Origin of the sequence: Curtobacterium sp. MCBA15_012, assembly GCF_001864935.2 — a bacterium.
In the GTDB taxonomy this organism is placed as follows: Bacteria; Actinomycetota; Actinomycetes; order Actinomycetales; family Microbacteriaceae; genus Curtobacterium.
In genome coordinates this window covers 3,530,842-3,556,190 of record NZ_CP126267.1, presented here as the reverse complement: position 1 = coordinate 3,556,190, position 25,349 = coordinate 3,530,842, and the positions used below count along the sequence as shown (strand labels likewise).

Sequence of the window (25,349 nt, the reverse complement as noted above, 5' to 3'; positions counted from 1 at the left end):
CCCACCGAGGAGACGGTCCCTCCGCACGCAACGGATCATCTGTTCGGCGGGCGACGGTCCGACGATCGGATCGTGTCACGCGCGTCGACCCCTCTCGATCCGCTCCTCGAGTGAGTCGGCGGTTCGTCGCGGTGTCTGCGTGCCCGTGCTCTGCAGTGCGATGGAGAAGCCCGGCGTCTGGCGATCTCCGGGCGGAAGCGGCTACACGCCTGACGTGGTCCGAGCAGTCACCGCTGCAGCCGGAGCCTCGACGTCAGGGAGCGCGCTCCAGAACGTCATCTCCGTCCTCGTGACCGGGGAGGGCACGGAAGTTCGACTCGACGGTGGCATCTGCGACGGACTGCTCGTAGCGGCGGTCTCCAGGCAGGGGAACATTCAGGAGGGTGCCGTCATCCGCTCCCTACCGGTCGCGGAGGATGCCGAGGAACTCGTCGGCCATCCCGAGGTGCTGTTCGAGCTTGGCGCGCCGTTCTTCGGTGTCGCGGATGTACTCGTCGAGCTGCCCGCGGAGGCGTGCACGGTCTGCGTCGTCGTCGGCAGCTTCGAGGGCGTCGACGACGGCGAGGAGTTCCGCCATCTGTTCGAGGGTGAAGCCGAGGGGCTTCATGCGTCGGATGATGAGCAGTCGGGCGAGGTCGGTGTCGGTGTAGAGCCGGAAGCCACCCTCGGTCCGACCGGACGGGTGCAGCAGGCCGACCTCGTCGTAGTGGCGGATCGTGCGGTTCGACAATCCGGTGCGGTCGGCGAGCTCGCCGATGTGCATCGTCGTCGGGGCCGCTCGTTCCGTCATCCGCCGCTCCTTACGTGGTCATGCTGGGCTGCGCCGAGCGTAGCGCCGCCGCGTCTGCGGCTCCTGCACCTGAACCCTTGAACCTTTCCGCAACGGTAGGGTTCGGGGGTCCCTGAGTGAAAGCGAGCGTGGCATCACGTCTTCCCCGAACACGTCCGAGATCACCCTGCCCACGACCGATGCCGCCCCGCCAGTGGACCTGACGCCGACGCCGACCGGATCGGGTTCGACGCGTGTGCGTGGCTGGTTGCCGTGGGCCGCGGTGATCGCTGCCGGTGGTGTGCTGTCGGTGATGAGCGCGCCGGGGCAGACGGCGGGTCTGTCGGTGTTCACGGACCCGTTGATCCAGGAACTCGGGATCTCGCGCACCGAGGTGTCGACGAGCTACCTCATCGGCACTCTCCTGGGTGCGTGCGTCCTGCCACTGACGGGTCGGGCGTTGGACCGGTGGGGTGTGCGGCGGATGACGATCGTCATCGGGATCGCGTTCGCGGTGTTCCTCGCCGCGTTGAGCTTCGTCGCCGGGATCGTCGGCCTGACCGCCGGCTTCGTCGGCGTGCGGATGGCCGGGCAGGGCGCACTCTCGCTTGCCGCGACGACGTTCGTCGCCCGCAGCATCACCAATCGGCGGGGCCTGGCACTCGGGATCGCGTCCGGGATCGGATCGGGAGGGATCTCGCTCGTGCCGGTGTTCGTGGAGACCTTGATCGCCGGCACCGACATCCACGTCGCGTGGCGGATCGAGGCGATCGTCGTCGCCGCCGTCGTGATCCCGATCGGACTCCTCCTGCCCCGCCGCACCGCCGCCACGGGCCAGAGCGGGACGTCCGCGGATGCTGCCGGTGAGGGGCCGGTGTGGACGCTCCGGGAAGCGGCCTCGACGGGCATGTTCTGGACCATCGCCGCGGGGCTCGCAGTGTCGGGGATGCTCAGCACCGCGCTGGCGTTCCACCAGGTCGCCGTCCTCGGAGAGCAGGGCCTCACCCCGGTGGAAGCGGCCACGAACTTCCTGCCCCAGACCGTCACCGGGATCGCCGCAACCCTGATCACCGGTGCCCTGTCGGACCGGATCCCGCCGAAGTACGGCGTCACGATCGCGATGACGACCCTCACCGGTGCGCTCCTGCTGCTGCCGATCGTGCACACCGGGTGGACAGCCGTCCTCTACGGCCTCGTCCTCGGCGCCGCCGGTGGGGCCCTGCGCGGTATCGAGGCCGCCGCGTACGTCCGCTACTACGGGACGGCGAACATCGGAGTCATCCGTGGTGTCGCGACGGGCACGAACCTCGCCTCGACCGCGTTCGGGCCGCTGCTGCTCGCGCTCGGCCACGACGTCGCCGGCGACTACACCACCCCGGTACTGGTCCTCGCGATCCTCCCGGCCGTCGTCGCCGTCATCTCCGTCTTCGCCCGCGCCCCACGACACCCGTCACTGCGGGGCTGACCGGCGCCCATCAGGTCGTGCCCGCGGGAACGAGCGGGTCAGTGGGCGCGGAGTTCGTCGAGGAACTCGTCGACCATGTGCAGCTGCTCGTCGAGACGGTCCCGCCGTGTCTCCGCGTCCCGGATGAACGCGGCGACCCGAGACCGGACCGCGGTCACGTCCGCGTCGGGCTGTGCTTCGTCGAGCACCTTCACCGCGTCGACGAGGATCCCCGCCTCTCCGAGGGAGAAGCCGAGCGGTTTCATCCGCCGCACCATCAGGAGTCGGGCGACGTCGTCCTCCGAGTACAGACGGAACCCACCGTCGGTGCGACCCGAGGGGTGCAGCACCTCAGCGGCGTCGTAGTCACGGATCGTCTTCACGCTCAACCCCGTGCGCTCGGCGACCTCGCCGATGTGCATCAGGTACTCGTTCGACATCGTCACGTCATCACCCTCCACTTGCGCAACAACCCTTCCGTTGCGTTAGAGTCGAACCATACCAACCTTCCCGCAACGGAAGAGTTGCGATGGGCTGGACGCTCTGACGCCGCCGGCCGTGCGCGATGACGCGCCCCACGACAGCTCTCGCGGGCGCAGCGCCCGCACCCCCATCCGAAGGAGACCCGTGACCACCGTCACGAAGTCGGTGCCCGTCCAGGTGCACCACAGCCCCACCGTCCTGTCTGCACTCCGCAGCCCGAAGGTCCTGCTGCGCGAAGTCCTCGCCGGACTCGTCGTCGCCCTCGCCCTCATCCCCGAGGCGATCTCGTTCTCGATCATCGCCGGGGTCGACCCCCGCGTCGGCCTGTTCTCGGCGTTCGTGATGGCCGTCGTCATCTCGTTCGTCGGCGGCCGCGCTGCGATGATCACCGGCGCCACAGGCGCCATCGCCCTCGTCGTCGCTCCGGTGATGAAGGAGCACGGCCTCGACTACCTCATCGCCACCGTCCTGCTCGGTGGCGTCTTCCAGCTCGTCCTCGGTGGACTGGGCGCGGCGAAGCTGATGCGGTTCGTGCCCCGGTCCGTGATGGTCGGCTTCGTCAACGCCCTGGCGATCCTGATCTTCACCGCGCAGCTGCCGAACATCATCGGCGTCACCTGGCTCGTGTGGCCGATCACCATCGTCGGCATCGCGATCATCGTCCTCCTGCCCCGGTTCACCAAGGCCGTCCCCGCACCCCTGGTCGCGATCGTCGTCCTCACCGTCGTGACGATCGCCGCGTCCATCGCCGTCCCGCGCGTCGGTGACGAGGGCAAGCTGCCCGACAGCCTGCCGACCCTGTTCATCCCGAACGTCCCGCTGACCCTCGACACCCTCACGACCATCGCCCCCTACGCCCTCGCGATGGCACTCGTCGGACTCCTCGAGTCGCTGATGACCGCGAAGCTCGTCGACGAGGTCACCGACACCGGGTCCCGGAAGACCCGCGAAGCGCTCGGGCAGGGCATCGCGAACATCGCCTCCGGGTTCCTCGGCGGCATGGGCGGCTGCGCGATGATCGGTCAGACGATGATCAACGTCAAGGCCTCCGGCGCCCGCACCCGCATCTCGACGTTCCTGTCCGGCGTGTTCCTGCTCGTCCTGGTGGTCGGCCTCGGTGATGTCGTCGCGATCATCCCGATGGCCGCCCTGGTCGCCGTCATGGTGATGGTCTCCGTCGGCACCTTCGACTGGCACAGCATCAAGCCGTCCACCCTCAAGCGGATGCCCGTCGGCGAGACCGTCGTGATGGTCCTCACCGTCGTGATCGTCGTCGCCACCGACAACCTCGCGATCGGCGTCATCATCGGCGTGATCGCCGCGATGGTCGTCTTCGCCCGCCGCGTCTCCCACTTCACCAACGTCGAGCGCTCGATCGAGACGCTCAGCACTGGCGAGCAGCACGCGCTCTACACGGTCGAGGGCGAGCTGTTCTTCGCCTCCTCCAACGACCTCACCACCCAGTTCGACTACTCGGGCGACCCGGAGCTCGTCGTCATCGACATGACCAAGTCGCACGTCTGGGACGCCTCCACCGTCGCCGCACTCGACGCGATCGAGACGAAGTACCACCAGCACGGCAAGCGCGTCGAGATCCGCGGCATGAACGAGGCCAGTCAGGCCTTCCACGGCCGCCTCGCCGGCAACCTCGGCGCCGGGCACTGAAGCCCCTCCCACCTCCGCCCGGCCCCACCTCGGGGCATCGAGTGAACGGGCGGAGCACCAGGGCCGGCGTTCCCCTTTCCGCCGGCCCCTCGCGGGCACCGTCATGTCGTCCAGGACGGTGCCCGCACCTCAGAACCCATGAGGAGCCAGCCGTGACCAAAGCACCCACCATCCATGACGTCGCCGCAGCAGCGCACGTGTCGCACCAGACCGTGTCCCGCGTCCTCAACGGTGCCACCAACGTCCGCCCCACCACACGCGCCCGTGTCGAACACGCCATTCACGCTCTCGACTACATCCGCGACGACCACGCCGCAGCGCTCGCGCGTCGACGGCGAACCGTTGATCGCGACTGACCTGCCGTGACTGAGCACGCAGCCGCACCAGGGGACGCCAGACACATGGAGGTACGGCCCCGCTCAAGCGACGAGGACGCGCTCGCGTGGGTGTGTGACGGATTTGACGATCCACCGGAGCAGAACGTGATGGACGACGAGCAGGAGCGCGGTACGTCACCTGCTGCTGCGAGCTCGCACCGCGAGCGTTGCAGCGGGACCTCGCCTCAGGCGAGGGTGAGGAACAGCTTCTCGAGTTCCTCGACGGTGAGTCGTTCGGCGGCCTCGTTCGTGCTGTCGGCAGCATCCGGATCAGACCGGTCGACGATGCATTCGCGCATGGCGGTGGAGATGATCGCGAAGCCGGCGCGGTCGATGGCGCTGCTGACCGCGGCGAGCTGGGTCACGACGTCGCGGCAGTCGCCGCCGCCCTCGACCGCAGCGATGACGGCTGCAAGCTGACCCTGGGCGCGCTTGAGCCGGTTCGCGACCTTCCGGACGGCTGCCGCGTCGTGCAGGGACCGGTCCGTGCTGCTCATGCCGCGTCCACCGGGTGCCCCGCCGCCTGCCACGCGGACGTGCCGCCGGTGACGTCGACCGCGTCGAACCCGGCTGCGTTCAGCGCCTCGGTGGCGCGGGCGCTGCGGCCACCGGACTGGCAGATGACGTGGACCGGCGCACCGGTCGGGATCTCGCGGAGGCGGTCGCCGAGCTGCGCGAGGGGGATGTTCGTGGCGTCGGGCACGTGGCCGGCGCGGTACTCGTCCGGTTCCCGGACGTCGATGATGTGCGCGCCGGGTGTCGCGGCGAGTTGGTCGGCGGTGATCTGCTGCATGGTCTCTCCAGTCTGGTGTGTGGTGGTCATGGGCGTGGCGGGTCAGGCGGCCGCGGCGGCGGCGGTTCCCGCGGTCCAGGTCGCGTAGCCGCCGTCGAGGTTGCGGACGTCGTACCCGAGCTGCGTCAGGAGTCGGGCGGCGGTGTGGCCGCGCTGGCCGACTTGGCAGTGCACGACGACAGGCCCGTCGGGGAGTTCCCCGTGCCGGGTCCGGAGCTCGTCGAGCGGGACGTTCACCGCGCCGGGGATCGCGCCGGCGGCGTGCTCGGCGGGGCTGCGGACGTCGACCAGCACCGCACCGTCGTCCAGTGCGGCGGCGAGTCCGTGCCACTGCACGGTGCGGGTGGCACCGGTGGCGGTGTTCTCCGCGACGTAGCCGAGCATGTTGACCGGGTCCTTCGCGGATCCGTACTGGGGTGCGTACGCCAGCTCGAGCTGGGACAGCGCCGATGCGGTCAGCCCTGCAGCCATCGCCACCGCGATCACGTCGATCCGCTTGTCGACCCCTTCGCCACCGACGATCTGCGCGCCGAGGATCCGATCGGTCGCCGGGTCGACGAGGAGCTTCATCGCCATGGACTCTGCGCCCGGGTAGTAGGTGGCGTGCGACGCGGGGTGCGTGTGCACGACACGGTGGGGTCGTCCCGCCGCGACGAGTCGGCGTTCGCTCCAGCCCACGAGTGCCACCGTCGTCCCGAGCAGGCCCAGGATCGCGGTGCCGAGGGCGGGGACGGCGTCCTCGGGTTCGGTGCCGGCGATGTCGTCCGCGACGGCGCGGCCGTGCCGATTCGCGAGTCCAGCCATCGTCACCAGGGTGGGAGCGCCGTCGAGCTGGTCCCGCTTCTCGACACCGTCGCCGACCGCCCAGACGTGCGGCTGCGAGGTGCGGTGGCGTCTGTCGACCGCGATCCCGCCGGTCGGACCGACGGCGATGCCCGCGGCGTCGGCGAGCGAGCGGTCCGGGCGGACACCACTGGCCTCGACGACGAGCACCGTGTCGATGCTGCTGCCGTCGCTGAGGTGCACGCGCCCCGACTCTGCCCCGGTGATCGTCACCCCGAGCCGTACGTCGACGCCGGCCCGGCGGAGGGTGCGCAGGACCGGTGCGGCCATCTCCGGGTCGAGCGGCGACAGCACCTGTCGGCCGCGGGAGACCAGGGTGACCTGCGCACCACGTGCACGGAGGTTCTCGACGGCTTCGAGCCCGATGAACCCGGCGCCGACGACGACCACCCGGAGTTCAGCCCCCGCCTGGTCGAGGACCGTGAGGACATCATCGACGTCCTCGACACTCCGCAGCGTGTGCGTCGGCACGTGCTCCGCACAAGGCCCCGGAGCGGCCGTGGCGCCGGTTGCGAGCACCAGCTCGTCGTACGTCTCGACCCGGACGCGCCCGGTGTCGAGGTCGCGGACCGTGACCGTCCGTGCGATCGGGTCGATCGCGGTCACCTCGTGGTGCACGTGGACGTCGAGGGCGAACCGGCTCGCCAACGACTGCGGTGTCTGGAGCAGCAGCGACGACCGCTCCGGGATCACCCCACCGACGTGGTACGGCAGGCCGCAGTTCGCGAACGACACGTGCGCGCCGCGCTCGAACACCGTGATCCGCCGTGCCTCGTCGAGGCGGCGAAGCCTCGTCGCAGTGCTCATACCGGCCGCGACACCACCGATGATGATCGTCCTCATGTCAATCAAAATACCCCGGGGGGTATACTCGTGCAAGTGGCCGCGCGTGCGACCGCGCGAACGGCGAACGGAGTGATCATGTGCCGACAGGTGACGTGCAGGACGTGTGGGAAGGCGACGTGGGCTGGGTGCGGACAGCACGTCGACCAGGTGATGCGCGGTGTGCCGCGACGGGACCGTTGCGAGGGCCACGAACGACAGCCGCCCACGGGTGGCTTCATCGCTCGACTCTTCGGACGGTGAAACGATTCCCTCGCGTCAGTGTCGGCGCCGAGGACTGAGGACGGCTCGGGAGCGCTCTCCTTCAGGGTGCGTGCCCGGCCGGTACTCCATCGCCCGCGGTTCGAAGTAGCCATCGAGGCCTGGCCGTGCGTGGGAGCTGGCCGGTGACGGACCCGGGCGATGGTCACGGACGGGAACTGCGAACCCTTCCGCCAGCGAGGCTTGAAGCAGCTCCTGGAGTCGCTGCGTGCTCAGACCGGCAGCAGCCGCGACGTCGTCCTGCTCCAGCGGCTCGCGATACGCCCGATCCATGAGCTCGAGCACGCGAGCGACCTCGTCGCGGACAGAGTCGACGCTGAATGCGATAGGTGACAGGACGCTGTCGTCTCCGTGCTCGTCAGAATCGTTCGGACAGGAGTCCGGCGAGGGCCTCCAGCGCGCCCGGGACGAGCGAGAAGTACGCCCACGTACCCCGCTTCTCCCGGTTGAGGACGCCGGCGTCGACGAGGACCTTCGTGTGGTGCGACACCGTCGGCTGCGAGAGCCCGAGCGGTTCTTGCAGGTCGCAAGCGCACGTCTCGGCGCCGCCGTGCGCGGCGACGATCGAGATGATCCGCAGCCGAGCCGGGTCAGCGATCGCCTTCAACGTCCGAGCCAGCGCATCTGCACCAGCTGCGTCGAGCGGCGCGCTCGCGAGCGGCGCGCAGCACGCGGTGACGTCCTCGATGGGGAGCGGCTCGACAGTGGCCATGCTCCGATCATCGCCGGAACATCGTTGATGGTCAATATTGACGAGCGTCAATGTGCCGGTGCATGCTGGCCACACCTTGACCCGAGGAGCGCTCCCGATGACCGATCAGCCCACCGTCTTGTTCGTCTGCGTCCACAACGCTGGCCGCTCGCAGATCGCCGCTGGCTACGCCAAGGCCCTCGGCGGCGACCGCATCCGAGTGCTCTCCGGAGGGTCCGAGCCCGGCGACCAGATCAACCCGACCGCGGTCGCAGCGATGGCCGAAGAAGGCATCGACATCACCGGCAACACCCCGCAACTCCTGCTCACCGAGGACGTCCGCGCGTCGGACGCGGTCATCACGATGGGCTGCGGTGACGCGTGCCCGATCTTCCCCGGGAAGCGGTACGAGGACTGGGACCTCACCGACCCCGCCGGGAAGGGCATCGACGACGTCCGTCCGATCCGCGACGAGATCAAGCGCCGCGTGCAGGCGCTCCTGGCCGAGCTGCTCCCCACCGAAGCATCCGCCTGACCACCGGAAGGACCACCACCATGACCGTCACCCTCACCGTCCCACCCCGTGCTGACGCGGACCGGTTGACCGGCCTTCCGGTGACGGTCATCGGCGCCGGCCCCGTCGGCCTCGCTGCGACCGCGCACCTGCACGAGCAGGGCCTCCCCGTCGTCGTCTACGAAGCTGGCGACCAGGTCGGCACGTCGGTCCGCGCGTGGGGGCACACGCGGCTGTTCTCCCCGTGGCGGTACGTCATCGACGACGCCGCCCGCCGGCTCCTCGAGCCCACCGGCTGGACCGAGCCCCGCCGATCATCGCTGCCGACCGGGCACGACCTCGTCGCCCAGTACCTCGAACCCCTCGCACAGACGCCCGAGCTGGCCGCGGTGCTCCGGTACGGGGTCCGCGTCGACGCGGTGTCCCGGCAGGGGATGGACCGCACCCGCTCCACCGGCCGCGCGGACACGCCGTTCCTCCTCCGCCTGCACACCGCAGACGGTGTCGAGGACGTCACCGCTCGCGCGGTCGTCGACACGTCGGGCACGTACACGTCCCCGAATCCGCTGACCGCTGCAGGGCTCGCACCCGCTGCGGACCTCGGCGACCGGGCCATGCACGCTCTCCCCGACGTGCTCGGCGTTGACCGTGACCGGTTCGCCGGGAAGCGGGTCCTCGTCGTCGGTGCCGGCCACTCGGCCGCGAACACGCTCATCAAGCTCGCCGCCCTGGCGAAGGACGAGCCCGGCACGACGCTGCTGTGGGCGATCCGGAACGCCGGCACCGCCAGGCTCGGGGCCGACGCTGCTGACGGGCTCGCCGCTCGGGGGCAGCTCGGCTCGAACGTGCACGGCCTCGTCGAGTCCGGCCGTATCGAACGGCTCGCGTCGTTCGAGATCGACGACGTCAGCGCTGAGGGTGACCTGGTCACCGTCACGGGCCGTCGCGCAGGTGAGGCGTTCGCGGTGGCGGTCGACGTGATCGTGAACGCGACCGGTTTCCGGCCGAACCTCGACATGCTCCGCGAGATCCGCCTCGGCCTGGACGACATCGTCGAAGCACCGCGGGCGCTCGCGCCGCTGATCGAGACCCGAATCTGCACTCCTGCGGCTCCGTGCCCCCGCACGGTGTCGCGGAGCTGGCGCGCCCGGAGCCGAACTTCTTCATCGCCGGGATGAAGTCCTACGGGCGCGCTCCGACGTTCCTGCTCCTCACCGGCTACGAGCAGGTCCGCTCCATCGCGGCGGAACTCGCCGGCGACCACCAGGCAGCCCGCGACGTGCAACTCGTGCTCCCCGAGAACGGCGTCTGCTCCACCAGCGTCGGCGGACCATCCTCCTGCTGCTCATGACCAACTCATCGGCGGCGGGTACAGCGCGACCGATGACATCGTCGGGCTGACCTTCGAAGTCGGACGACAACCGCTCACGCAGCACCCGTGCACGATGAGGGATGGCGAGCCCGGATCAGGGTCCCGCCACGCCCCCACTCCCCGTCCGGCAGCCGATCGGCTACCGGACGGCCGAGTCTGTCTGTTCCCGAGCGTTGCCGATGCACTCGACCTGGTCGTCCATGGTCGTACCTGTGACAGACGGCGTTTGCGACAACGTGCATTGCAGATCGGCACTTGTCGGGGGGCAACGCGACGACGTGTTGCTGAACCACAGCACCGATGTCGGAGGCTCTCGGGGCCGTGCTGCCCGACCTTGCTCCTGACTCGGCTTCGTGCGGTCACCAGGCGAGCTGCGTGTCGTCCTCGAACACCGCGCCGGTGGGGCCGTCAGCGGGCAGCGTGGCGAGGCGCACGGCGACGGCGGCGCCCTCGTCGGGGGTGCGGGTCCCGCGGAAGGCGTTGAAGTCCGTCGCGACGTGACCGGGGGCAGCGCCGTTGATCTTCAATGCGGTGTCCGCGAACTCGCGCGCGTAGTGCACCGTGATGGCGTTGAGCGCGGTCTTCGAGCTCGAGTACACCATCGAGGGCTGCCCGACCCAGGCGCCCTCCTCGCCGATCGAACCGCGCTTGCTCGTCACGTTCACGATCCGAGGGGCATCGGCCCGGGTGAGAAGCGGGAGGAACGCGGTGATCATGCGGACGACACCGAAGACGTTGACCGCGTAGACGTTCTGGAAGTCCTCGACGGTCTCGTCGGTCGGCTCGGGGAGCTCTGCCATCGGCCGGAACGTCATCGTGTTGACCCCTGCGTTGTTCACCAGGACGTCGAGGTGGCCGAACTCGGTCGCGACCTCGGCTGCGACTGCGTCGATCTCGCCCTGGTCGGTGACGTCGAGCACGACGGGGCGCACGTCGCCGTCGACCGTGTCGGCTGCGGCTCGTCCGACAGCGGCGCTCCGGGCTCCGAGGAGGACCGTGAAGCCCTCCTGTGCGAGGCCACGGACGATCGCGATGCCGATGCCCTTGTTCCCGCCGGTGACGAGGGCGACCCTCTGCGTGCTGTTCTGTGTTGTCATGTCAACAGCTTGCGCTTCTCATGTTGATGCGTCAACACCGCCCACGGTAGGTTGGGTACATGACCGCCCCGCTGACCGAGCAGGAACAACGCCTCTGGCACGCCTGGAAGGTCGCGGCAGAAACGGTCCGGCAGCGGGTTGCCGAGGACATCAAGGCCGGTTCGGGTCTGTCCGATCAGGAGTTCGGGATCCTGACCCGTCTGGTCGAGCTCGGGAACGGCGAGCTCCGCCAGAACGAGCTCGGTGCGCTGCTCAGGTGGGACCGCACGCGTCTGTCCCACCAACTCACGCGGATGGAGAACCGCGGACACGTCGGTCGCGAGGCGGTCGACGGAGGTGTGCTCGTCCGGGTCACCGACGCCGGAGCGGCGTTGGTCCGCGCGGCGCGGCCGATCCACGCGGAGGCCGTCCGGAAGCACCTCCTGCACCGAGTCCAGGGCGTCGACGACGCCACGCTCCTCCGGACCCTGGAGGCACTCGCGGTCGATCCCGGCACAGGCGGGTGACCGCTGTCGAGTCGCCCGGGCGTCGGTCGGGCGGAGTGCGGCACAGGTGAAGAAGGCGAGAAGGTCCCGCCTCACCGTCCGTTGTCGGCGCGGAAGCGGACGTGGCCGGAGAGGCGGCGCGCGGACCATCACTCCGCCGCACGCAAGAACGACCCCCAGCCGGTCTGGCTGAGGGTCGTTCCAGCGGGGCCGTACCTACTGTCGGCTCGAGCTTCGAGCGAACATGGAGTTCGTTACTCGTTCGTGATGCGGTCAGGAGGCCCAGGAACCACAGCAGCAACTACGGCGTGAGTGCTTCGAATCGGCTTGCACCGTGGCCCCTGCCGACGTAGAGCAACTTCGCGCGGACGCGGGTCGTTCCGGGGGCTCGGCGCTTGACGGCTTCGACGTAGAGCGCGAGTTGCTTCCGGTCCTTCTCCAGCACCCAGTCCGGCGGGTTGGCGTTCCCGACCTTCAGGTCGAGGACGTCGATGACGCCTCTCTGCCGCCACACGACGAGGTCCACGCGAAGGCGAGTCGGCACACCCTCGACGGGGTTGAAGAATCCATCCGCCATGAAGAGCGGCACTTCCGACCAGACGCAGGTCGTCAGCCCTCCGGTGAGGCCGACTTCCCGGATGAATGCAGCGATGCCGTTCGCAGCGTTGATGACGTACCGGTCGAGATCGATGAGAACCTCGCGGCGATCGGCCGTGGACAGGCGTTGCCATTCTGGTTCGAAGGTCGTGACATCTCTCGGGCCTTCGAGGTTGACGAGGCCGAGAGCGGTGTCCTTCTCGAGATCGGAACCTCCATCGAGCAGGTTCTCGAGCGCACGGGCGAGCACAGTCGACGCGACGACCGCTCGCCGTTTCACGAACTCCGGATCTTTCACAGCGCGGAGCTGGTCCCCGACGAGTGGCCTGGTGAACGGCCACAACACGGCTCGGTGAACGAGTTGACCCCGGAGCATGAAGATCGTGTTGTCCCCCATGGAAGGACATCTTGCTCCAGATCGCGCGTCCAGCGACACAACCGCGGACGCCGCGGTCCGTACCCTCGCGGATCTGTCTGCGGCTGTCCAGTCGGAGGGCCGGTGTGTCATCCGTGGGCTCGCGACTCCTCCGCGGGCGGCGCGCTGAAGAGGTTGACGACGTTGCCGTCGGGATCCCGGACCAGCGCGGAGCGGTTACCCCACGGCATCGTGCTCGGTTCGAGGACGACGTCGTCGCCGTCGAGCTCGAGTGCGGCGAAACGGCCGTCGACGTCGGCGACCTCGAACTCGATGAAGACCGATCGGTTGGTCGCCGGGGTGAGCGCACCGCCGAGCATCGCGACGGTCGCGGTGCTCGCGATCGCGAGGGTCGCGCCGGGTCCACTGAACCGGGCGAAGACGGGGGCGGGTCGCTCGGCGCGCTGGCCGGTGACCCGCTCGTAGAACGCGACGAGACCGTCGAGGTCGTCGGTGACGATGCGGATGGACGAGAACGACATGGAAGCTCCTGCGGTGGTGACGTCGGTGGGGTGGAGCACCAGCATCACCGGAGGTCGCGACACCGTCCTGTCGGTGTTCCGTGCAGGACGGCGACCGCCGGTCAGTCCCCGACCGCTGACCGGAGCCGCCCGTACTGGATCGCGAGGTCCTCGGCGCGGAGCGCGCGCACCGGCGGGCGTTCGTCGGTGACCGTGACGGCGAGCATGCGGTCTGCCCGGAACGCCCGCACACCCTGTCGCAGCCGGCACCAGGCGATCAGGTACCACTGCCCGTCCTTCTCGATCGAGCCCAGCGGTTCGACGTCGCGGGTGGACTCCGCTCCGCTGGCGTCCTGGTACCGCAGCCGGACGACGCGGTCGGCACGCAGGGCCTCCGCGAACGCGAGCGGCACGGGCGCGCCCCCGTCGTCGTCGCTCTCGAGGAAGTGCACCCGGGACGCGGAGGCACTGGCGCGTGCGGCGGCGCGCTCGGGCATGACCGCGAGCACCTTCTTCGCGGCGGTCCGGGCGGACTGCCGGAACGGGCTGCGCTGGAGTGCGCCGAGTCCGATGAGCACCGCGAGGGCCTCGTCCGGCGTGAACCCCGCCGGACCCAGCGTCGCCGACGCGTCGATGACGTACCCACCGGTCCGGCCGGGCTCCGCCCAGATCGGCATGCCCGACTGCTGCAACGCGGCGAGGTCCCGTTCGATGGTCCGCACGGACACCTCGAAGCGCTCCGCGAGGCGACGGGCGCTCCGCGGCCGCGGCGACACGGCCCGGAGCTCCTCCACGAGACCGTAGAGACGATCGGTCCGGTTCACCCGTCCATCATCCGGCACCGGGCCACCTCGACGTTCGGCGCCGCTCCCACTGCTTGCACCTGCGCAACGTCACCGGCCGTGGACGGCCGAACCTCGAACACCGGACGTCGGTGGTCGAGGCGGCGCTGTCGCCCGCGTCCTGTCGGCGGCATCGCCTAGCGTGCGTGCGTGCGTGAAGATCCTCCTGCTCTCCCGGCACACCGGAGCCCTCGCGCCGTTCCTCGCGGAGGTGACCCGTGCCTCCCGGAACCGTCTCCGGATCGGCTACGTCACCGACGCGCAGTCGGCGTTCCCGGACGCGCCGTTCGTGCTCGCGGAACGTGACGCGGTCCTCCGACTCGGTCACGAGGTCGTCGACGTCACGGTCCGGACCTCGACGCCCCTCCGGCTCGGCGAGCAGCTCTCGGCCCTCGACGCGGTCTACGTGGCGAGCGGCAGCACGTTCGCGCTGCTCGAGGCCCTGCGGACGACGGGCAACGACACGGTCCTCGCCGAGCACGTGCGCGCTGGCCTGCCGTACGTCGGGGCGAGCGCTGGTTCGATCATCGCCGGACCGGACGTCACTCCGGCATCCCTCATGGACGACCCGGCCGACGGACCAGGGCTCGCCGACTTCGCCGGACTCGGCCTGATCGACCAGACGGTCATCCCGCACGCCGACGGGCAGCTGCCGCCGTACCCGCCCGAGGTGATCCAGGAGACGGTGGACCGTTACGGCGCCGGGCACCGCTTGGTGCTGCTGCGCGACGACCAGGCGCTGCGGGTCGACGGGGGCGACCGGACAGTGGTCGCCTCGCTCCCCGACCGGCCCGCCTCCTCGTAGTCCGTCGTCGGGCCGTCCGCGGAGTGGTCCGGGATCGGCGGCGGCCACGGAGGTGACGACGCAGGAACGACGATCGTCACGGGCCCGCCGACGACCCGGGGCGTTCCTCCAGACAGGGACGATCTCGGCAGTGTCCCTGTCCCCCGCTGCGCGCGAACCGGCCCGTCGCCGAGCCGCCGCGGGCTGACGGTCGCTCCGCTCCGGCACCGGTCACGGAGCCGGGCGGAGCGCCCGGCTCAGCGCAGCTCGAGTCCCGGGTCCACCGCGCGGAACCGGTCGTCCAGGAACCGTCCGTTCACGACGACCGCCGCGGCGTCACGCTCCACGGCCGCGTCGCGCATCCCCCGTGCTGCGGTCTCGAGGGCGTCGAGCTGCCGTCGCAGCGCTCCGAGCGGTGTGGAGCCGTCGGACAGCCGGTGGGTCGCAGCCCAGTCCGCGGGGAGCGCGCAGTAGGAACGGAGCGTGTCCGGCAGGTAGGTCGTGGCGGTGCGCGTGACGACGACCACCGGTTCACCGGTGGCGCCGTCGAGGCGCGCCAGCGCGTCGACGAGCAGCTCCGCGATGCGGCCGACGGTGGCCGCCTCGCCGGCCGGGAGGCGCGTGGCAGCTTCCGCGGTCAGCGCGACCAGACCGCGGTGCACGTCACCGTCCGTGACACGGAACGCGTCGACGGTGCGGATGCCGAGCCTCCCGAGCGCCGCGGCGGCCGCCGCCGTGTCACCCGCCGCGTCGGCGGCGACGGCCGCGACCTCACCGACGAAGCGCTGCAGCCACGCACCGAGCGCCGGCCGCTCCCGTGCTATGGTCACGCCGCCGGAGACCCGGGCTGCCTCGGTGGCGAGTCCCCCACCGTCGCGGCGGACCGTGAGCGTCTCGCTCGCGCCCGCGAGTCGGACGCTGCGGACGGCGCCCGGCCGTCCGGCCAGGCGGTCGGCCAGGGTGCGCGCACGCTCGACGTCGAGCACGCGGTCGACGACCGATGCGGGGAGGGCGGCCGCGGCGGCGTTGGCGAGGCCGTCGAGCAGCTCCTGCGGGTCGGTGCCGGCGTCGAGGCCGACGTGTGCCGAGGGAGCGGTCACCGGTCGTCCGTGAGCGGGAGGACGAGGGTCGGGGTCGCGATGACGTGGTCGGGGCGGAGGGAGCGCACGGCGGTCCCGATCGCGAAGAACTCCGTCGTGTGGCCGCCCCACCGGTGCGGCAGCGACAGGAGCTGCACACCGACGATGCCCTCGGCGTCCAGTTGCTCGGCCTCGGTCTGCATCCGGCCCATCGCGAGCTCCCGAGCGTCGTAGAGGGCCTCGGTGTACTGCGGGATCTCGGTGTTCATCCCGAAGGTCGTCATCGACGCCATCATGCCGCGGTGGGCGATGTGGTAGACGCAGGTGCCCATCGTGAGCCCGAGCGGCGCGTACCCGGCCTGGATCAGCGTCCAGAAGTCCTGCCCGGACAGGTCCGAGGTGAACGGCAGGCCCTTGGTGTTGCGCCACGTGCCCGTGGGCGGTGCGGCGTCGGCGACGACGGCGGTGCCGACGGCGGTGAACTCGGCGAGGTCGTTGCCGTACTCCTTGAACTCGATCTCGAGCCGCACGCCGACGATGCCGTCGGCGCCCAGGCGGTCGGCCTCGGCCTCCATGCGCGTCATCGCGAGTTCACGGGCGTGGTACATCGCCTCACTGAGCTTGTCGAGCTCCATGTTCCGGCTCCAGCGGGCCGTCTGGATGCCCACGTGGTACACGCTCGACCCGAGCACGAGCCCGACGGGGCGGAAGCCGGCCTGCCGCACGAGCAGGAACTCGTTCACCGACAGGTCCGACGTGAACAGTCGTCCCGCGCCGTCGGCGAGCCGGGCCGTGGCGTCGGCGGGGAGCGGGACGCTGCCGAGGTCGGGGGTGCTCATGGGTCGTGCCTCTCGGGTTCGTGGGTCGGTTCGGGTCGGTGGCCGGGAGCGGGGTCGGTCCGGTCCGTGCGACGGCGGGTCAGCGGTGCCGCACCGGGCGTCCGGGACCGGGATCGCGCAGCGGGATGACGGTCGTCACGTCCCGGCGGGCGGTGGCGGTCGCGGACCGGCCGCGGAACGCGTGCATCGGACCCGGAGCGATCCCGGTCCCGACGAACACCGCCTCGGCGTGCAGGTCGACCTCGTCACCGCAGGAGTTCTCGAACTCGTGCACGGACGCCGCCGTCACCACGAGGTCGGTCGCCCCGAGGGTGCCGACACGGCGGGAGAGCTGGAGCCGGGCGTCGGCGCGGGCGACCTGCAGCAGCTGGGTCAGCCCGTCGACCTCGGTGTTGCCGGTCCACACCGAACGCTGCTGCTTCAGGAGCGGGTCCTCGTGCTTCGTCGACACCGACAGCCCGAGCGCCGTGCCGCGCGGCACGTACCCGGACTGGAGGAGCGAGGCGGTGTGCTCGGCGGAGAACCCGGCCGTCCAGGGGCCGGCGGCGCGTGCGGGCGGGCTGACCGACGGGTCCAGGGTGCGGACCGCGGTGCCGAGGGCGGTGAACTCCCAGACCCGGCCGTCGAGACGCTCCCGACCGATCCGGACGTCGACGACGCCGTCGGCCGCGAGCATCGTCGCCTCGGCGACCATCCGGTCGCGAGCCCCGTGCCAGGCGCGTGAGAACGCCTGAACGTAGGAGCCGAAGCCGGCGTTCCGGCCACCCCTGCCCCCGGTCGTCACCACGGGTGAGGTCCACGGGGCGTACCCGCCGCCGGGTCCGAACCCCGACACGCCCGCGCCGGGGAGCGCCCAGATGCCGCAGCCGCCCCCGGTCCAGCCCAGCTGCACGACCACCGAGCCGAACACCTCGCCGACGGGTTGCAGGGCCACCGACCGGACGGCGGCGGCACCCGCGGCGGAGAGCAGCGAACCGGCGACGCCGCTCTCCCGTTGCCGGGCAGCGCGTGCGTGTGCGGCGGCCGGGAGTCCGTCGGACCACCTCGTCATGACCACCCCCGGGAGATGCGGTGTGCGGACGGGTGCCGCACGTGGTCTCAGCCTGGCACCGGGGTGCCGGGGTCGGCGGATGGCTGTCGGGATCCTCAGCGCTCGACGCGCTCGCGCGCCCCCGCCCGAGCCCGCCGCAACGTGACGCTCGGCGGCTCGCCGAACCGCTCGGCGTACGCCCCGGCGAAGCGCCCGAGGTGGGTGAGGTGCCACCGGCGGGCGGTCTCGGCGACGGTCGTGCCCGCCCCGCCCGCGACGAGCTCCCGCCGCGCCCCCTCGAGCCGTTCGGCCCGCAGACGCTCCATCGGCGACTCCCCGTAGGTGCGACGCATGGCGCTCTGCAGCCCGCGTTCGCTGAGTCCGACGGCGTTCGCGATGTCGCGGAGCTCGAGCGGCGACCCGGCGTTGTCCCGGATCCAGGCGGCGGCGCGGGCGGCGGCGGTGGAGGGCTCGGGTTCGGCGCCCTCGACGAGGGGGAAGGCGTCGATCACGGCCGCGGCGATCTGCTGGTTCAGGGCTGCACGCTGCGCCTCGTCGAGCCGCCCGTCCATGACCTGGCCGGCGCGCGAGCGGATGATCGCGCGGAGCGGGCCGAGCGCGACCTCGATGTCGGGCTGCTGGTCGAAGAGCAGCGGGCCGCGGACGTACCGCTGCCGTCGGGCGAGCTCGGCGCGGAGCACGCGGTCGGACAGGTGGACCATCGTGAGCTTCCGGATGTCCGCCGTGAACGTGTACGCCACGGATGCCGAGAGCAGGAGCGGGTGCCCCGGCGTGACCTCGAGCACGGTGCCGTCGCGGGTGTCCTCGAGCGAGGCGGTGCCGTCGGCGACCCAGAACACGATGTGGTCGGCGCGGGGTTCCATCCGCCCGCTGCGGGTCCCCTCGACCTCGGCGCCGCGCATCGACACGTCGGCGTCGCCGGCGCCGACGTACCGGAACGTCTCGAGGGCACTGTCGATGCCGCCCCCGGTGCCGTAGATCCGGTCGAGTTCGGCGCCGCGGTCCTCACTGATCGCCTCGACGTGGAAGCGTCGGAAGGAGGGGCTGTCCGCCTCCGGGGACTCCGGTGCCATGACGGCATGATGGCAGGTCGCGCGCGGTTCCGGGAGCGTGGCCGCCACGACACCGCGCCACGGGCGCTCGCGGCGTTGCCGCGGGGCGGACGGGAGGCGCGTGGCGGGCGCTCCACGGGCCTCCCGTCCGTCAGGCGGTCCCCGTCTGCGCGGGGTGCGTCATCGTGTCGGCCGCCTGGTCGTACAGGCCGTCGGCCAGCGCGTTCAGGACCTGGTGGAGCTCGCCGCCGTGCGCGCCGTCCACGGCGCGCAGCATCGCGCCGTAGCGCGCGCGGTAGTCGGCGACCACGGCCTCGCCGCCGGGCAGCAGCCGCAGCAGGGAGCCCCGTCGGTCGCTCGGGTTCGGGGCGCGCTCGAGCAGGTCGGCGGCGCTCATCCGGTCGATCATGTTCGTCACGGCGCCCGAGGTCAAGCCGAGGTAGCCGGCGACCTCGGTCGGGGTGCTGTACCCGGTGTCGCTGATGAGCACGAGGGCGCGGAGCGCGTTCTCGTGGATGCCCGCCCGCGCGCTGAGCTGGCCGACCAGGCTCGTGTTCGCGCGGACGACCGCGGCGAACGCGGCCATCAGGTCGTCGTCGGCAGTGGGTGTCACGGTGCGTCCTGCTTCCGTCGGGCGGGGTACCCGGGCGTCCCCCGCTCTGGGGACAGTGTACGAGTTGTCAAGTTGGTCAACGGTTGACTATCTTGATTAGTGAAGCAAGTCGGCCCGAACCCCTTGCTCGTCCACACACCGAGAACACCCACCGAACGACGAGGTACACCGTGTCCAAGCTCCGCACCGCCGCCCTGAAGCGGATCCGTTTCGCCCCCGTGGCCCTGGTCGCGGGCATCTTCGCGGCCGTCCTGCTGTCGCTCTCGCTCACCGGCACCCTCTCCGGGTTCGCGGCCAGCATCACGAACAGCAGCAACACCGCCGCCTCGGGCACGCTCGTCATGCAGGAGCAGAACGCCGGCGCCAACGTCACGTGCCTCAGCACCGACGGCGGCTCGGTCTCCACGAACGCCGCGACCTGTTCGACCATCAACAAGTTCGGTGGCAGCACGACGATGACGCCGGGCAACACCGTCAACACCGCGATCTCGATCAAGAACACCGGTACCGCGAACGCCGCGACCTTCACGCTGACCCCCGGCGCCACCTGCACCCAGTCGGCCAACGGCGCCCAGAACGGCACCGCGACGGACCTCTGCGCCAAGATGAACATCGTCATCACCTCGGGCTCGACCACCGTCTTCAGCGGCACCCTCGCCAGCTTCAAGGGCGCGGCCGCCACCGCCTTCACGATGCCGCAGGCCCCCGCCGCCGGCGCGTCCGTCCCGTTCAACTTCGCGGTCACGCTCGACTCCTCGGCCGGCAACACCTACCAGGGCCTCGCCGCCTCGGTCCCGATGACCTGGACCTTCACCGCCTGATCCCGGCCGGTCCGGTGACACCGTCCCGGACCGGACGACGGGGCCCACCACCCCACCCAGGACCGGCACCGGCCGTCCGTCCCCCCACGAGACGGCCGGAGCCACCACCGGCAGCGCCCGACCGCCCCCCTCCGGCCGGGCGCTGCCGCACACAGCACCACGCAGCACAGCAGCACAGCACCACGCAGCACCGTCCCACCGCACGACCGTCCCACCGCAGGCCCACCACCGACCGGAGCACCACATGAGCCAGATCGCAGCGCTCCCGCTGACCGGCACGCTCGACCGGCTGCACCTGCGCGGACGCGTGACCAGCCGCTCCGAGGTCCTCCTCGCCTGGCTGGTCGCCGCCGTCGCCGCCGTCCTGCTCGGCGCCGCGGTCCTGTTCCTCTCCGCCGGTGGTCGCTGGTTCGTCGTCGAGACCCCCTCGATGGGCGAGGCCGCACCGGTCGGCACGCTCGTGCTCGACCTGCCGGTCGACGTCACGACCCTGCACGTCGGCGACGTCGTCTCCTTCGAGACCACCGCCAACCCGGGCGTCGTCTACACGCACCGCATCATCGCGGAGGACGCCGACGGCGGACTCCACACCCGCGGTGACATCAACGGCGCGACCGACCCGTGGACGCTCACCCAGGCCGACGTCATCGGCACCCCGGTCCTGCTCGTGCCGTACATCGGCTGGCTGTTCCGCGCCGCCCCGGTCCTGCTCATCGGCACGCTCATCGTCCTCACCCTGACGAGCGCGTTCACCGACCGCGTCACCCGCAGCTGCCTGCGGATCGCGGGCACCGCCCTGACGAGCGCGTACGCGGCGTTCCTGTTCAAGCCGTTCGTCAACGTGACCACCATCACGAACACCTCCACCCCGCACGGTGTCGAGGCGACCGTGGTGTCCTCCGGCGTGTTCCCCGTGCGCATCGACGCCCACGGCGGCAACACCGTGCACCTCGTCGACGGCGAGGTCGGCCGCGTCGTCATCCACGAGCTCACCCACAACGGGCAGTACCAGCTGACGTCGAACATCGACCTCGACCCGATCGGTTGGGTCGCCCTCGTGCTCGTCTGCCTCGTCCCGCTGGTCGCCTGCCTGGCCGTCGGCCGCGTCGAACCGGTGCGTGCCTCGTGAACCGCGGACAGCTCAGCACCGCGCAGCCGGTCCACGGCCGTCGTCGTTCCACCCCGACCCGGTCGGCCGCCAGCCGTCGCCTGCTCGGCGCGGTCCCGTTCCGCCGCCTGCTCGCTGCGGTCCCGTTCCGCCGCCTGCGGGACCCCCGCGTGGTCGCGGTCCTGCTCGTCGCCGCGCTCGCCGCGGTCCTGCTCGTGAACCACTTCGCGCCGACCCGCTCGGCGTTCAGCGCCACCGTCACGGACTCCACGAACACCGCCGCCACGGCGCCGTACTTCACGTGCACGGCCGCGGTGGCCGGGGACGCCGCGAACGCGCTGTTCGCGTACGACCTCGACGAGACCTCGGGGACGCGGACCGCGGCGGACTCGTCCGGCAAGGGTGCCGCCGGCACGTACCAGAACGGCATGACCTCGACGACGCCGAACCCGAACGCCTGCCCGCGCGACGCCGGCGGCTCGTACGCGCTGAACGGCTCCACGACGGCGCCGAACTTCGTTTCGACCCCGAGGTCGTACGCCAACCCGACCACCTTCAGCGAGGAGGTCTGGTTCCGCACCACCGTGGCGGGCGGCCTGCTCATCGGCTTCGGCAGCAACCAGGTGATGCAGTCGGGGCAGCACGACCGGCAGGTCTACGTCAACACGTCCGGCCAGCTCGTGTTCGGCGCCTACAACGGCGCCACCCAGGTGGTCACCTCGCCGAAGGCGGTCACCGACGGCGTGTGGCACCACGTGGTCGCGACGATGTCGCCCACGAACGGGATGCGGCTCTACCTCGACGGGGTCGTGGTCGCGTCGAACACGTCCTACAAGGTCGCCGAGAACTACACGGGTTACTTCCGCATCGGGTACGACACGATCAGCGGGTGGCCCGGGGCGCCCGCCAACTTCGCCTTCACCGGCTCGATGCGGTACGCCGCCGTGTACTCGACGGAGCTCACCGCGCAGCAGGTCGCCGCGCACGCCACCGCGGGGCGCTGACGCGCGCCGGACCGGCGCCGACGCGACGGCGGTGCCGGTCTGCGGTGTGGTCGACGCGTCGCGGACGGGAGGCGCGGTGCGGGCCCGACCCGCGCCTCCCGTCCGGTGCCGGGTCGCGTCCCGGTCCGCGACCCACCCGTCCAGCGCGGCGTGCGTCGCGCCGGTCGCGGCAGGGCGGGCGTCCCGACCTGCGCGGGTACGCTCGGGCCGGTCGGCACCAGCCGCCCCGGCGACCGACCGGGCCACCCCACGAAAGGCCCCCGTGCGTCTCCGAGCCCTCCTCGCCACCGTCGTCGTCGCAGCGCTCGCGCCGGTGGTGCTCCTCGCCGGTCCTGCGTCGGCGCACGACGTCCTCGTGTCGTCGGACCCCGCGGCGGACGCAGCCGTGTCGGGCGACCTCGACGTGGTCACGCTCACGCTGTCCGAGGAGCCGTTGTCCGGCCTGCAGACCGGCATCGTCATCAGCGTGACCGACGCCGCCGGGGCCGAGCACACCTCGGGCGAGGTCCGCGTGTCGGGGACGACCATCGCGAAGCCGGTCGACCTGGCGACGCCCGGGACCTACCGGGTGCAGTGGCGGAGCGTCTCCGTCGACGGGCACCCGATCTCCGGCGAGTACCGCTTCACGTCCACCGGGGCCACCACCCCCTTGCCCACCGGCGCTCCGTCCGCATCCGCGTCCGCCGCGGCACCCGCTGCCGAGCCGACCCCGACCGCAGCGACCTCGACCGCGGTTGCCGCGACCGCCGGGCACCAGCACGGCGGCAGCACCCCGTGGGTCCTCGGTGGGATCGTCGTCGTCGCGCTCGCCGCGGTGCTCGTCACCCGCCTCGTGCAGCGTCGCCGACCCACGGCGGACGGTGCCGGGAGCGCCTCCGCGGACGTCACCGGGACGGACCAGGGGTGAGCACGACCGCCGAGGACGCACGGGCCGCGCTCGCCGCGGTGGTCGGCTCCGGGCCGCTCGTGCCCGCGATGCCCGGCACCGAGGACCCCCGCGCCGCCGCCGTCCTCATGCTGTTCGGCGTGCTCGACCGGGTCCCGAGCAGCCGTCCCGCGCGCGCCGACGCGGTGCACCGGGACCTCGACGTGCTCCTGCTCGCGCGTGCGTCGACGCTCCGGTCGCACCCCGGCGAGGTCGCGTTCCCGGGCGGTCGCGTCGACCCGGGTGACGCGGACGCGCCCGCCGCCGCCCTCCGCGAGGCCCGGGAGGAGACCGGGCTCGACCCGACCGGTGTCGAGGTCCTCGGCACCCTGCCCGCCGTCCCGCTCGCCCACTCGAACCACCTGGTGCGCCCGGTGCTCGGCTGGTGGCGGGAGCCGACGCCCGTCCGGGTCGTCGACGAGCGGGAGTCGGCCGCGGTCTTCCGCACGCCGGTCGCCGACCTGCTCGACCCCGCACACCGCGGGGTCACGGTCCTGCGGCGCGGCGGCCAGGAGTGGCGGGGTCCGGCGTTCACGGTCCGCTCCGACCGTGGCGAGCACACGCTGTGGGGCTTCACCGCGATGCTGCTCGACGCGCTGTTCGACCGGCTCGACTGGACCGAGCCGTGGGACCACGGGTGGGAGCTGCCGCTGCCGGGGACGACGCGCCGCTGATCCCGTCCCACGGCACCCGCGGGAGCGTGCCACGCCTGCCGGTCGCGGCACGGGCGTCCGGCGCGTCGTAGGGTCGTGCCATGACCGTCGTCGCCCTGGTGTTCGCAGCCCTCGCCGCGCTCCTGCACGTGTACATCTTCGTGCTCGAGTCCGTCCTCTGGACGACCCCTCGCGCCCGCTCCACCTTCGGCACGACCGAGGAGGACGCCGTCGTGACGAAGGGGCTCGCGTTCAACCAGGGCTTCTACAACCTGTTCCTGGCCGTGCTCGTGGTCGTGGGCATCGTCGTGGCCGCCGCCGGTGGGACCGCGGTCGGGACGACGCTCGTCGTCGCCGGGACCGCGAGCATGCTCGCCGCCGCGCTGGTGCTGTTCACGAGCGACGCGACGAAGCGCCGGGCCGCGACCACCCAGGGCGCGCTGCCGCTGCTGTCGCTCGTGGCGCTGGGCATCGCCGGGCTCGTCTGAGTCCGCCGGCCGTCCGCTCCGTGCCCCGTCAGCCCGCGGGTGGCCGGGTGGCCGACGGTCAGCCGGCGGGTGACCGCGCAGCTGCCGCCCAGCCCGCGGCCTTCGGATCCGCTGCCGGCTGACACCGCGGGCACCACCACACGCGTCGCGCCGGCGACCCCGGGACCTCGACGTCGTCGCGGGCCCGGACGCGCGACCCGCAGCGCAGGCACGGTCGACCGGCGCGGCCGACCACCCAGTGCTGCTCCCCGCGCCGGAGCCGCTCGGTGGTGACCTGGTACGCGTCGGGCACCGTCGCCGAGTGCCGGAGCATGCGCTGCGCGGTGTCGAGCAGCGTCGGCACGTCGACGGTCCCGATCGGCCGGTCGGGGTGCAGACCGCGGACGTACCCGAGCTCGTTCGCCCAGAGGTTGCCGAGCCCGGCGACGAGCCGCTGGTCGAGCAGCACCCGACGGACGGGCGCGTCCGGGTCGGCCGTCATCCGCCGGACCGCCTCGGCACGGTCGAAGTCGTCGTCCAGCAGGTCCGGACCGAGGTGTCCGACCACCCGGTGTTCGTCGCGCGTCGGGACGAGGTCGACCACCGGCAGGGCGATGCCCCACACGGTGCGCCCGTCGTCCAGGGCCATCCGTACCCGGGCGTCCCGTGCGACGGTCGTCGGGATCCGGCGACCCGGACCGGTGACCGTCCACGAGCCCGTCATCCGCATGTGGGTGTGCAGGGTGGTGCCGTCGTCGAGCCGGGTGAGCAGGTGCTTGCCGTGCGTGGCGTGCCCGGTGATCCGTCGTCCGGCGACGGACGTCCCCGCGCTCGGCCCGCCGCGGAGCTCGCCCCGGACCACGAGGGCACCGTCGGTCGCACGGAGCCGAGCGGCCAGGCGGTGGACGGAGTCACCCTCGGGCATGGTCCGACGCTAGGTCGCGCCACCGACACCCGTCCGCCCGGGGCCCGCGCGGCCCGATGGAGCAGCAGACGTCGGG

The 25,349-nt window shown here is 71.7% G+C and carries 30 protein-coding genes; 14 read left to right on the top strand and 16 right to left on the bottom strand.

Annotation, left to right across the window (positions count from 1 at the left end; all coding sequences use genetic code 11):
- Window positions 1–400 precede the first annotated feature (400 nt).
- Window positions 401–790 (bottom strand): MerR family transcriptional regulator, encoded by a 390-nt coding sequence (locus tag QOL15_RS16530; RefSeq protein WP_071248071.1) that lies wholly within the window; start codon window positions 788–790, stop codon window positions 401–403.
- Window positions 791–1,025: 235 nt separating this feature from the next.
- Here QOL15_RS16530 and QOL15_RS16525 point away from each other — a divergent pair, with 235 nt between their 5' ends.
- Window positions 1,026–2,234, top strand: coding sequence for an MFS transporter (locus QOL15_RS16525; protein WP_254784138.1), 1,209 nt, complete (start codon window positions 1,026–1,028; stop codon window positions 2,232–2,234).
- Window positions 2,235–2,272: 38 nt separating this feature from the next.
- Here the strand turns inward: QOL15_RS16525 and QOL15_RS16520 are convergent, their stop codons facing one another.
- Window positions 2,273–2,653 (bottom strand): MerR family transcriptional regulator, encoded by a 381-nt coding sequence (locus QOL15_RS16520; protein ID WP_071248197.1) that lies wholly within the window; start codon window positions 2,651–2,653, stop codon window positions 2,273–2,275.
- Between the two features lie 187 nt (window positions 2,654–2,840).
- Between QOL15_RS16520 and QOL15_RS16515 the strand changes: the two genes are divergently transcribed.
- Both QOL15_RS16515 and QOL15_RS16510 read left to right on the top strand, forming a co-directional pair.
- Entirely contained in the window at window positions 2,841–4,361 is a 1,521-nt protein-coding gene (locus QOL15_RS16515; protein WP_071248074.1) for a SulP family inorganic anion transporter, read from the top strand.
- 152 nt (window positions 4,362–4,513) lie between these two features.
- A complete protein-coding gene (locus QOL15_RS16510; protein WP_083394038.1) occupies window positions 4,514–4,717 on the top strand; it encodes a LacI family DNA-binding transcriptional regulator in 204 nt (67 codons plus the stop codon).
- A 206-nt stretch (window positions 4,718–4,923) separates the two neighbouring features.
- On the opposite strand, the gene QOL15_RS16505 is transcribed toward QOL15_RS16510, so the two are convergent.
- The 4 genes from QOL15_RS16505 to QOL15_RS16490 all read right to left on the bottom strand — a co-directional run bounded on the left by QOL15_RS16505 (window position 4,924) and on the right by QOL15_RS16490 (window position 8,190).
- A complete protein-coding gene (locus QOL15_RS16505) occupies window positions 4,924–5,235 on the bottom strand; it encodes a metal-sensitive transcriptional regulator (protein ID WP_071248077.1) in 312 nt (103 codons plus the stop codon).
- A complete protein-coding gene (locus QOL15_RS16500) occupies window positions 5,232–5,531 on the bottom strand; it encodes a rhodanese-like domain-containing protein (protein WP_071248080.1) in 300 nt (99 codons plus the stop codon). The genes QOL15_RS16505 and QOL15_RS16500 overlap by 4 nt, the downstream gene beginning before the upstream one ends.
- 42 nt (window positions 5,532–5,573) lie before the next feature.
- On the bottom strand, window positions 5,574–7,217 hold the full coding sequence (locus QOL15_RS16495; RefSeq protein WP_071248083.1) for an FAD-dependent oxidoreductase: 1,644 nt from the start codon (window positions 7,215–7,217) through the stop codon (window positions 5,574–5,576).
- Window positions 7,218–7,836: 619 nt separating this feature from the next.
- Window positions 7,837–8,190, bottom strand: a complete 354-nt coding sequence (locus QOL15_RS16490) for a metalloregulator ArsR/SmtB family transcription factor (RefSeq protein WP_071248089.1) — start codon at window positions 8,188–8,190, stop codon at window positions 7,837–7,839.
- A gap of 97 nt (window positions 8,191–8,287) precedes the next feature.
- Here QOL15_RS16490 and QOL15_RS16485 point away from each other — a divergent pair, with 97 nt between their 5' ends.
- Genes QOL15_RS16485 through QOL15_RS16695 form a run of 3 tightly spaced genes read left to right on the top strand, consistent with a single transcriptional unit; the run spans window position 8,288 to window position 10,034 of the window.
- The gene (locus QOL15_RS16485) at window positions 8,288–8,704 is read left to right on the top strand and encodes an arsenate reductase ArsC (protein WP_071248092.1); all 417 of its coding nucleotides are present in this window, start codon (window positions 8,288–8,290) and stop codon (window positions 8,702–8,704) included.
- 20 nt (window positions 8,705–8,724) lie between these two features.
- Entirely contained in the window at window positions 8,725–9,861 is a 1,137-nt protein-coding gene (locus tag QOL15_RS16480; protein WP_370692417.1) for an FAD-dependent oxidoreductase, read from the top strand.
- The gene (locus QOL15_RS16695) at window positions 9,858–10,034 is read left to right on the top strand and encodes a hypothetical protein (protein WP_370692416.1); all 177 of its coding nucleotides are present in this window, start codon (window positions 9,858–9,860) and stop codon (window positions 10,032–10,034) included. Before QOL15_RS16480 ends, QOL15_RS16695 begins: the two co-directional genes overlap by 4 nt.
- A 380-nt stretch (window positions 10,035–10,414) precedes the next feature.
- Here QOL15_RS16695 and QOL15_RS16475 read toward each other — a convergent pair whose 3' ends face one another.
- Window positions 10,415–11,152 carry an SDR family NAD(P)-dependent oxidoreductase gene (locus tag QOL15_RS16475; RefSeq protein ID WP_071248095.1) on the bottom strand — a complete coding sequence of 246 codons (738 nt, stop codon included), beginning with the start codon at window positions 11,150–11,152 and terminating at the stop codon, window positions 10,415–10,417.
- Between the two features lie 59 nt (window positions 11,153–11,211).
- Between QOL15_RS16475 and QOL15_RS16470 the strand changes: the two genes are divergently transcribed.
- Window positions 11,212–11,658, top strand: a complete 447-nt coding sequence (locus QOL15_RS16470; protein ID WP_071248098.1) for a MarR family winged helix-turn-helix transcriptional regulator — start codon at window positions 11,212–11,214, stop codon at window positions 11,656–11,658.
- Between the two features lie 280 nt (window positions 11,659–11,938).
- On the opposite strand, the gene QOL15_RS16465 is transcribed toward QOL15_RS16470, so the two are convergent.
- From QOL15_RS16465 to QOL15_RS16455, 3 genes are all read right to left on the bottom strand, one after another.
- Window positions 11,939–12,631, bottom strand: coding sequence for a PD-(D/E)XK nuclease family protein (locus QOL15_RS16465; RefSeq protein ID WP_071248101.1), 693 nt, complete (start codon window positions 12,629–12,631; stop codon window positions 11,939–11,941).
- A gap of 107 nt (window positions 12,632–12,738) precedes the next feature.
- Window positions 12,739–13,131, bottom strand: a complete 393-nt coding sequence (locus QOL15_RS16460) for a VOC family protein (RefSeq protein WP_071248200.1) — start codon at window positions 13,129–13,131, stop codon at window positions 12,739–12,741.
- A 101-nt stretch (window positions 13,132–13,232) separates the two neighbouring features.
- Complete coding sequence (locus QOL15_RS16455; protein WP_065960535.1) at window positions 13,233–13,934, bottom strand: YafY family protein; 702 nt, start codon at window positions 13,932–13,934, stop codon at window positions 13,233–13,235.
- Between the two features lie 172 nt (window positions 13,935–14,106).
- On the opposite strand from QOL15_RS16455, the gene QOL15_RS16450 reads away from it, so the two are divergent.
- Window positions 14,107–14,757 (top strand): Type 1 glutamine amidotransferase-like domain-containing protein, encoded by a 651-nt coding sequence (locus QOL15_RS16450; RefSeq protein WP_071248104.1) that lies wholly within the window; start codon window positions 14,107–14,109, stop codon window positions 14,755–14,757.
- Window positions 14,758–14,993: 236 nt separating this feature from the next.
- Here the strand turns inward: QOL15_RS16450 and QOL15_RS16445 are convergent, their stop codons facing one another.
- The 5 genes from QOL15_RS16445 to QOL15_RS16425 form a co-directional block, all read right to left on the bottom strand.
- On the bottom strand, window positions 14,994–15,836 hold the full coding sequence (locus QOL15_RS16445) for a hypothetical protein (RefSeq protein ID WP_071248107.1): 843 nt from the start codon (window positions 15,834–15,836) through the stop codon (window positions 14,994–14,996).
- On the bottom strand, window positions 15,833–16,654 hold the full coding sequence (locus QOL15_RS16440; protein ID WP_071248110.1) for a heavy metal-binding domain-containing protein: 822 nt from the start codon (window positions 16,652–16,654) through the stop codon (window positions 15,833–15,835). The genes QOL15_RS16445 and QOL15_RS16440 overlap by 4 nt, the downstream gene beginning before the upstream one ends.
- Before the next feature lie 79 nt (window positions 16,655–16,733).
- Window positions 16,734–17,705, bottom strand: coding sequence for a heavy metal-binding domain-containing protein (locus QOL15_RS16435; protein WP_139197521.1), 972 nt, complete (start codon window positions 17,703–17,705; stop codon window positions 16,734–16,736).
- A 95-nt stretch (window positions 17,706–17,800) separates the two neighbouring features.
- Window positions 17,801–18,778 carry a helix-turn-helix transcriptional regulator gene (locus tag QOL15_RS16430; protein ID WP_071248114.1) on the bottom strand — a complete coding sequence of 326 codons (978 nt, stop codon included), beginning with the start codon at window positions 18,776–18,778 and terminating at the stop codon, window positions 17,801–17,803.
- Window positions 18,779–18,908: 130 nt separating this feature from the next.
- Window positions 18,909–19,370: a MarR family winged helix-turn-helix transcriptional regulator gene (locus tag QOL15_RS16425; RefSeq protein ID WP_139197522.1), complete on the bottom strand. Its 462-nt coding sequence runs from the start codon at window positions 19,368–19,370 to the stop codon at window positions 18,909–18,911.
- A gap of 170 nt (window positions 19,371–19,540) precedes the next feature.
- On the opposite strand from QOL15_RS16425, the gene QOL15_RS16420 reads away from it, so the two are divergent.
- The 6 genes from QOL15_RS16420 to QOL15_RS16395 all read left to right on the top strand — a co-directional run bounded on the left by QOL15_RS16420 (window position 19,541) and on the right by QOL15_RS16395 (window position 24,369).
- Window positions 19,541–20,191, top strand: a complete 651-nt coding sequence (locus QOL15_RS16420; protein WP_071248119.1) for a hypothetical protein — start codon at window positions 19,541–19,543, stop codon at window positions 20,189–20,191.
- A 244-nt stretch (window positions 20,192–20,435) separates the two neighbouring features.
- Window positions 20,436–21,320, top strand: coding sequence for a S26 family signal peptidase (locus QOL15_RS16415; protein ID WP_071248121.1), 885 nt, complete (start codon window positions 20,436–20,438; stop codon window positions 21,318–21,320).
- The gene (locus QOL15_RS16410; protein ID WP_305404920.1) at window positions 21,317–22,303 is read left to right on the top strand and encodes a LamG domain-containing protein; all 987 of its coding nucleotides are present in this window, start codon (window positions 21,317–21,319) and stop codon (window positions 22,301–22,303) included. Before QOL15_RS16415 ends, QOL15_RS16410 begins: the two co-directional genes overlap by 4 nt.
- A 262-nt stretch (window positions 22,304–22,565) precedes the next feature.
- Window positions 22,566–23,210 (top strand): copper resistance CopC family protein, encoded by a 645-nt coding sequence (locus tag QOL15_RS16405; protein WP_071248123.1) that lies wholly within the window; start codon window positions 22,566–22,568, stop codon window positions 23,208–23,210.
- Window positions 23,211–23,278: 68 nt separating this feature from the next.
- Window positions 23,279–23,902: a CoA pyrophosphatase gene (locus QOL15_RS16400; protein ID WP_083394043.1), complete on the top strand. Its 624-nt coding sequence runs from the start codon at window positions 23,279–23,281 to the stop codon at window positions 23,900–23,902.
- An 80-nt stretch (window positions 23,903–23,982) separates the two neighbouring features.
- A complete protein-coding gene (locus QOL15_RS16395) occupies window positions 23,983–24,369 on the top strand; it encodes a DUF1304 domain-containing protein (RefSeq protein ID WP_065960566.1) in 387 nt (128 codons plus the stop codon).
- Between the two features lie 58 nt (window positions 24,370–24,427).
- Here QOL15_RS16395 and QOL15_RS16390 read toward each other — a convergent pair whose 3' ends face one another.
- Complete coding sequence (locus tag QOL15_RS16390) at window positions 24,428–25,273, bottom strand: DNA-formamidopyrimidine glycosylase family protein (protein ID WP_071248128.1); 846 nt, start codon at window positions 25,271–25,273, stop codon at window positions 24,428–24,430.
- Window positions 25,274–25,349 lie beyond the last annotated feature (76 nt).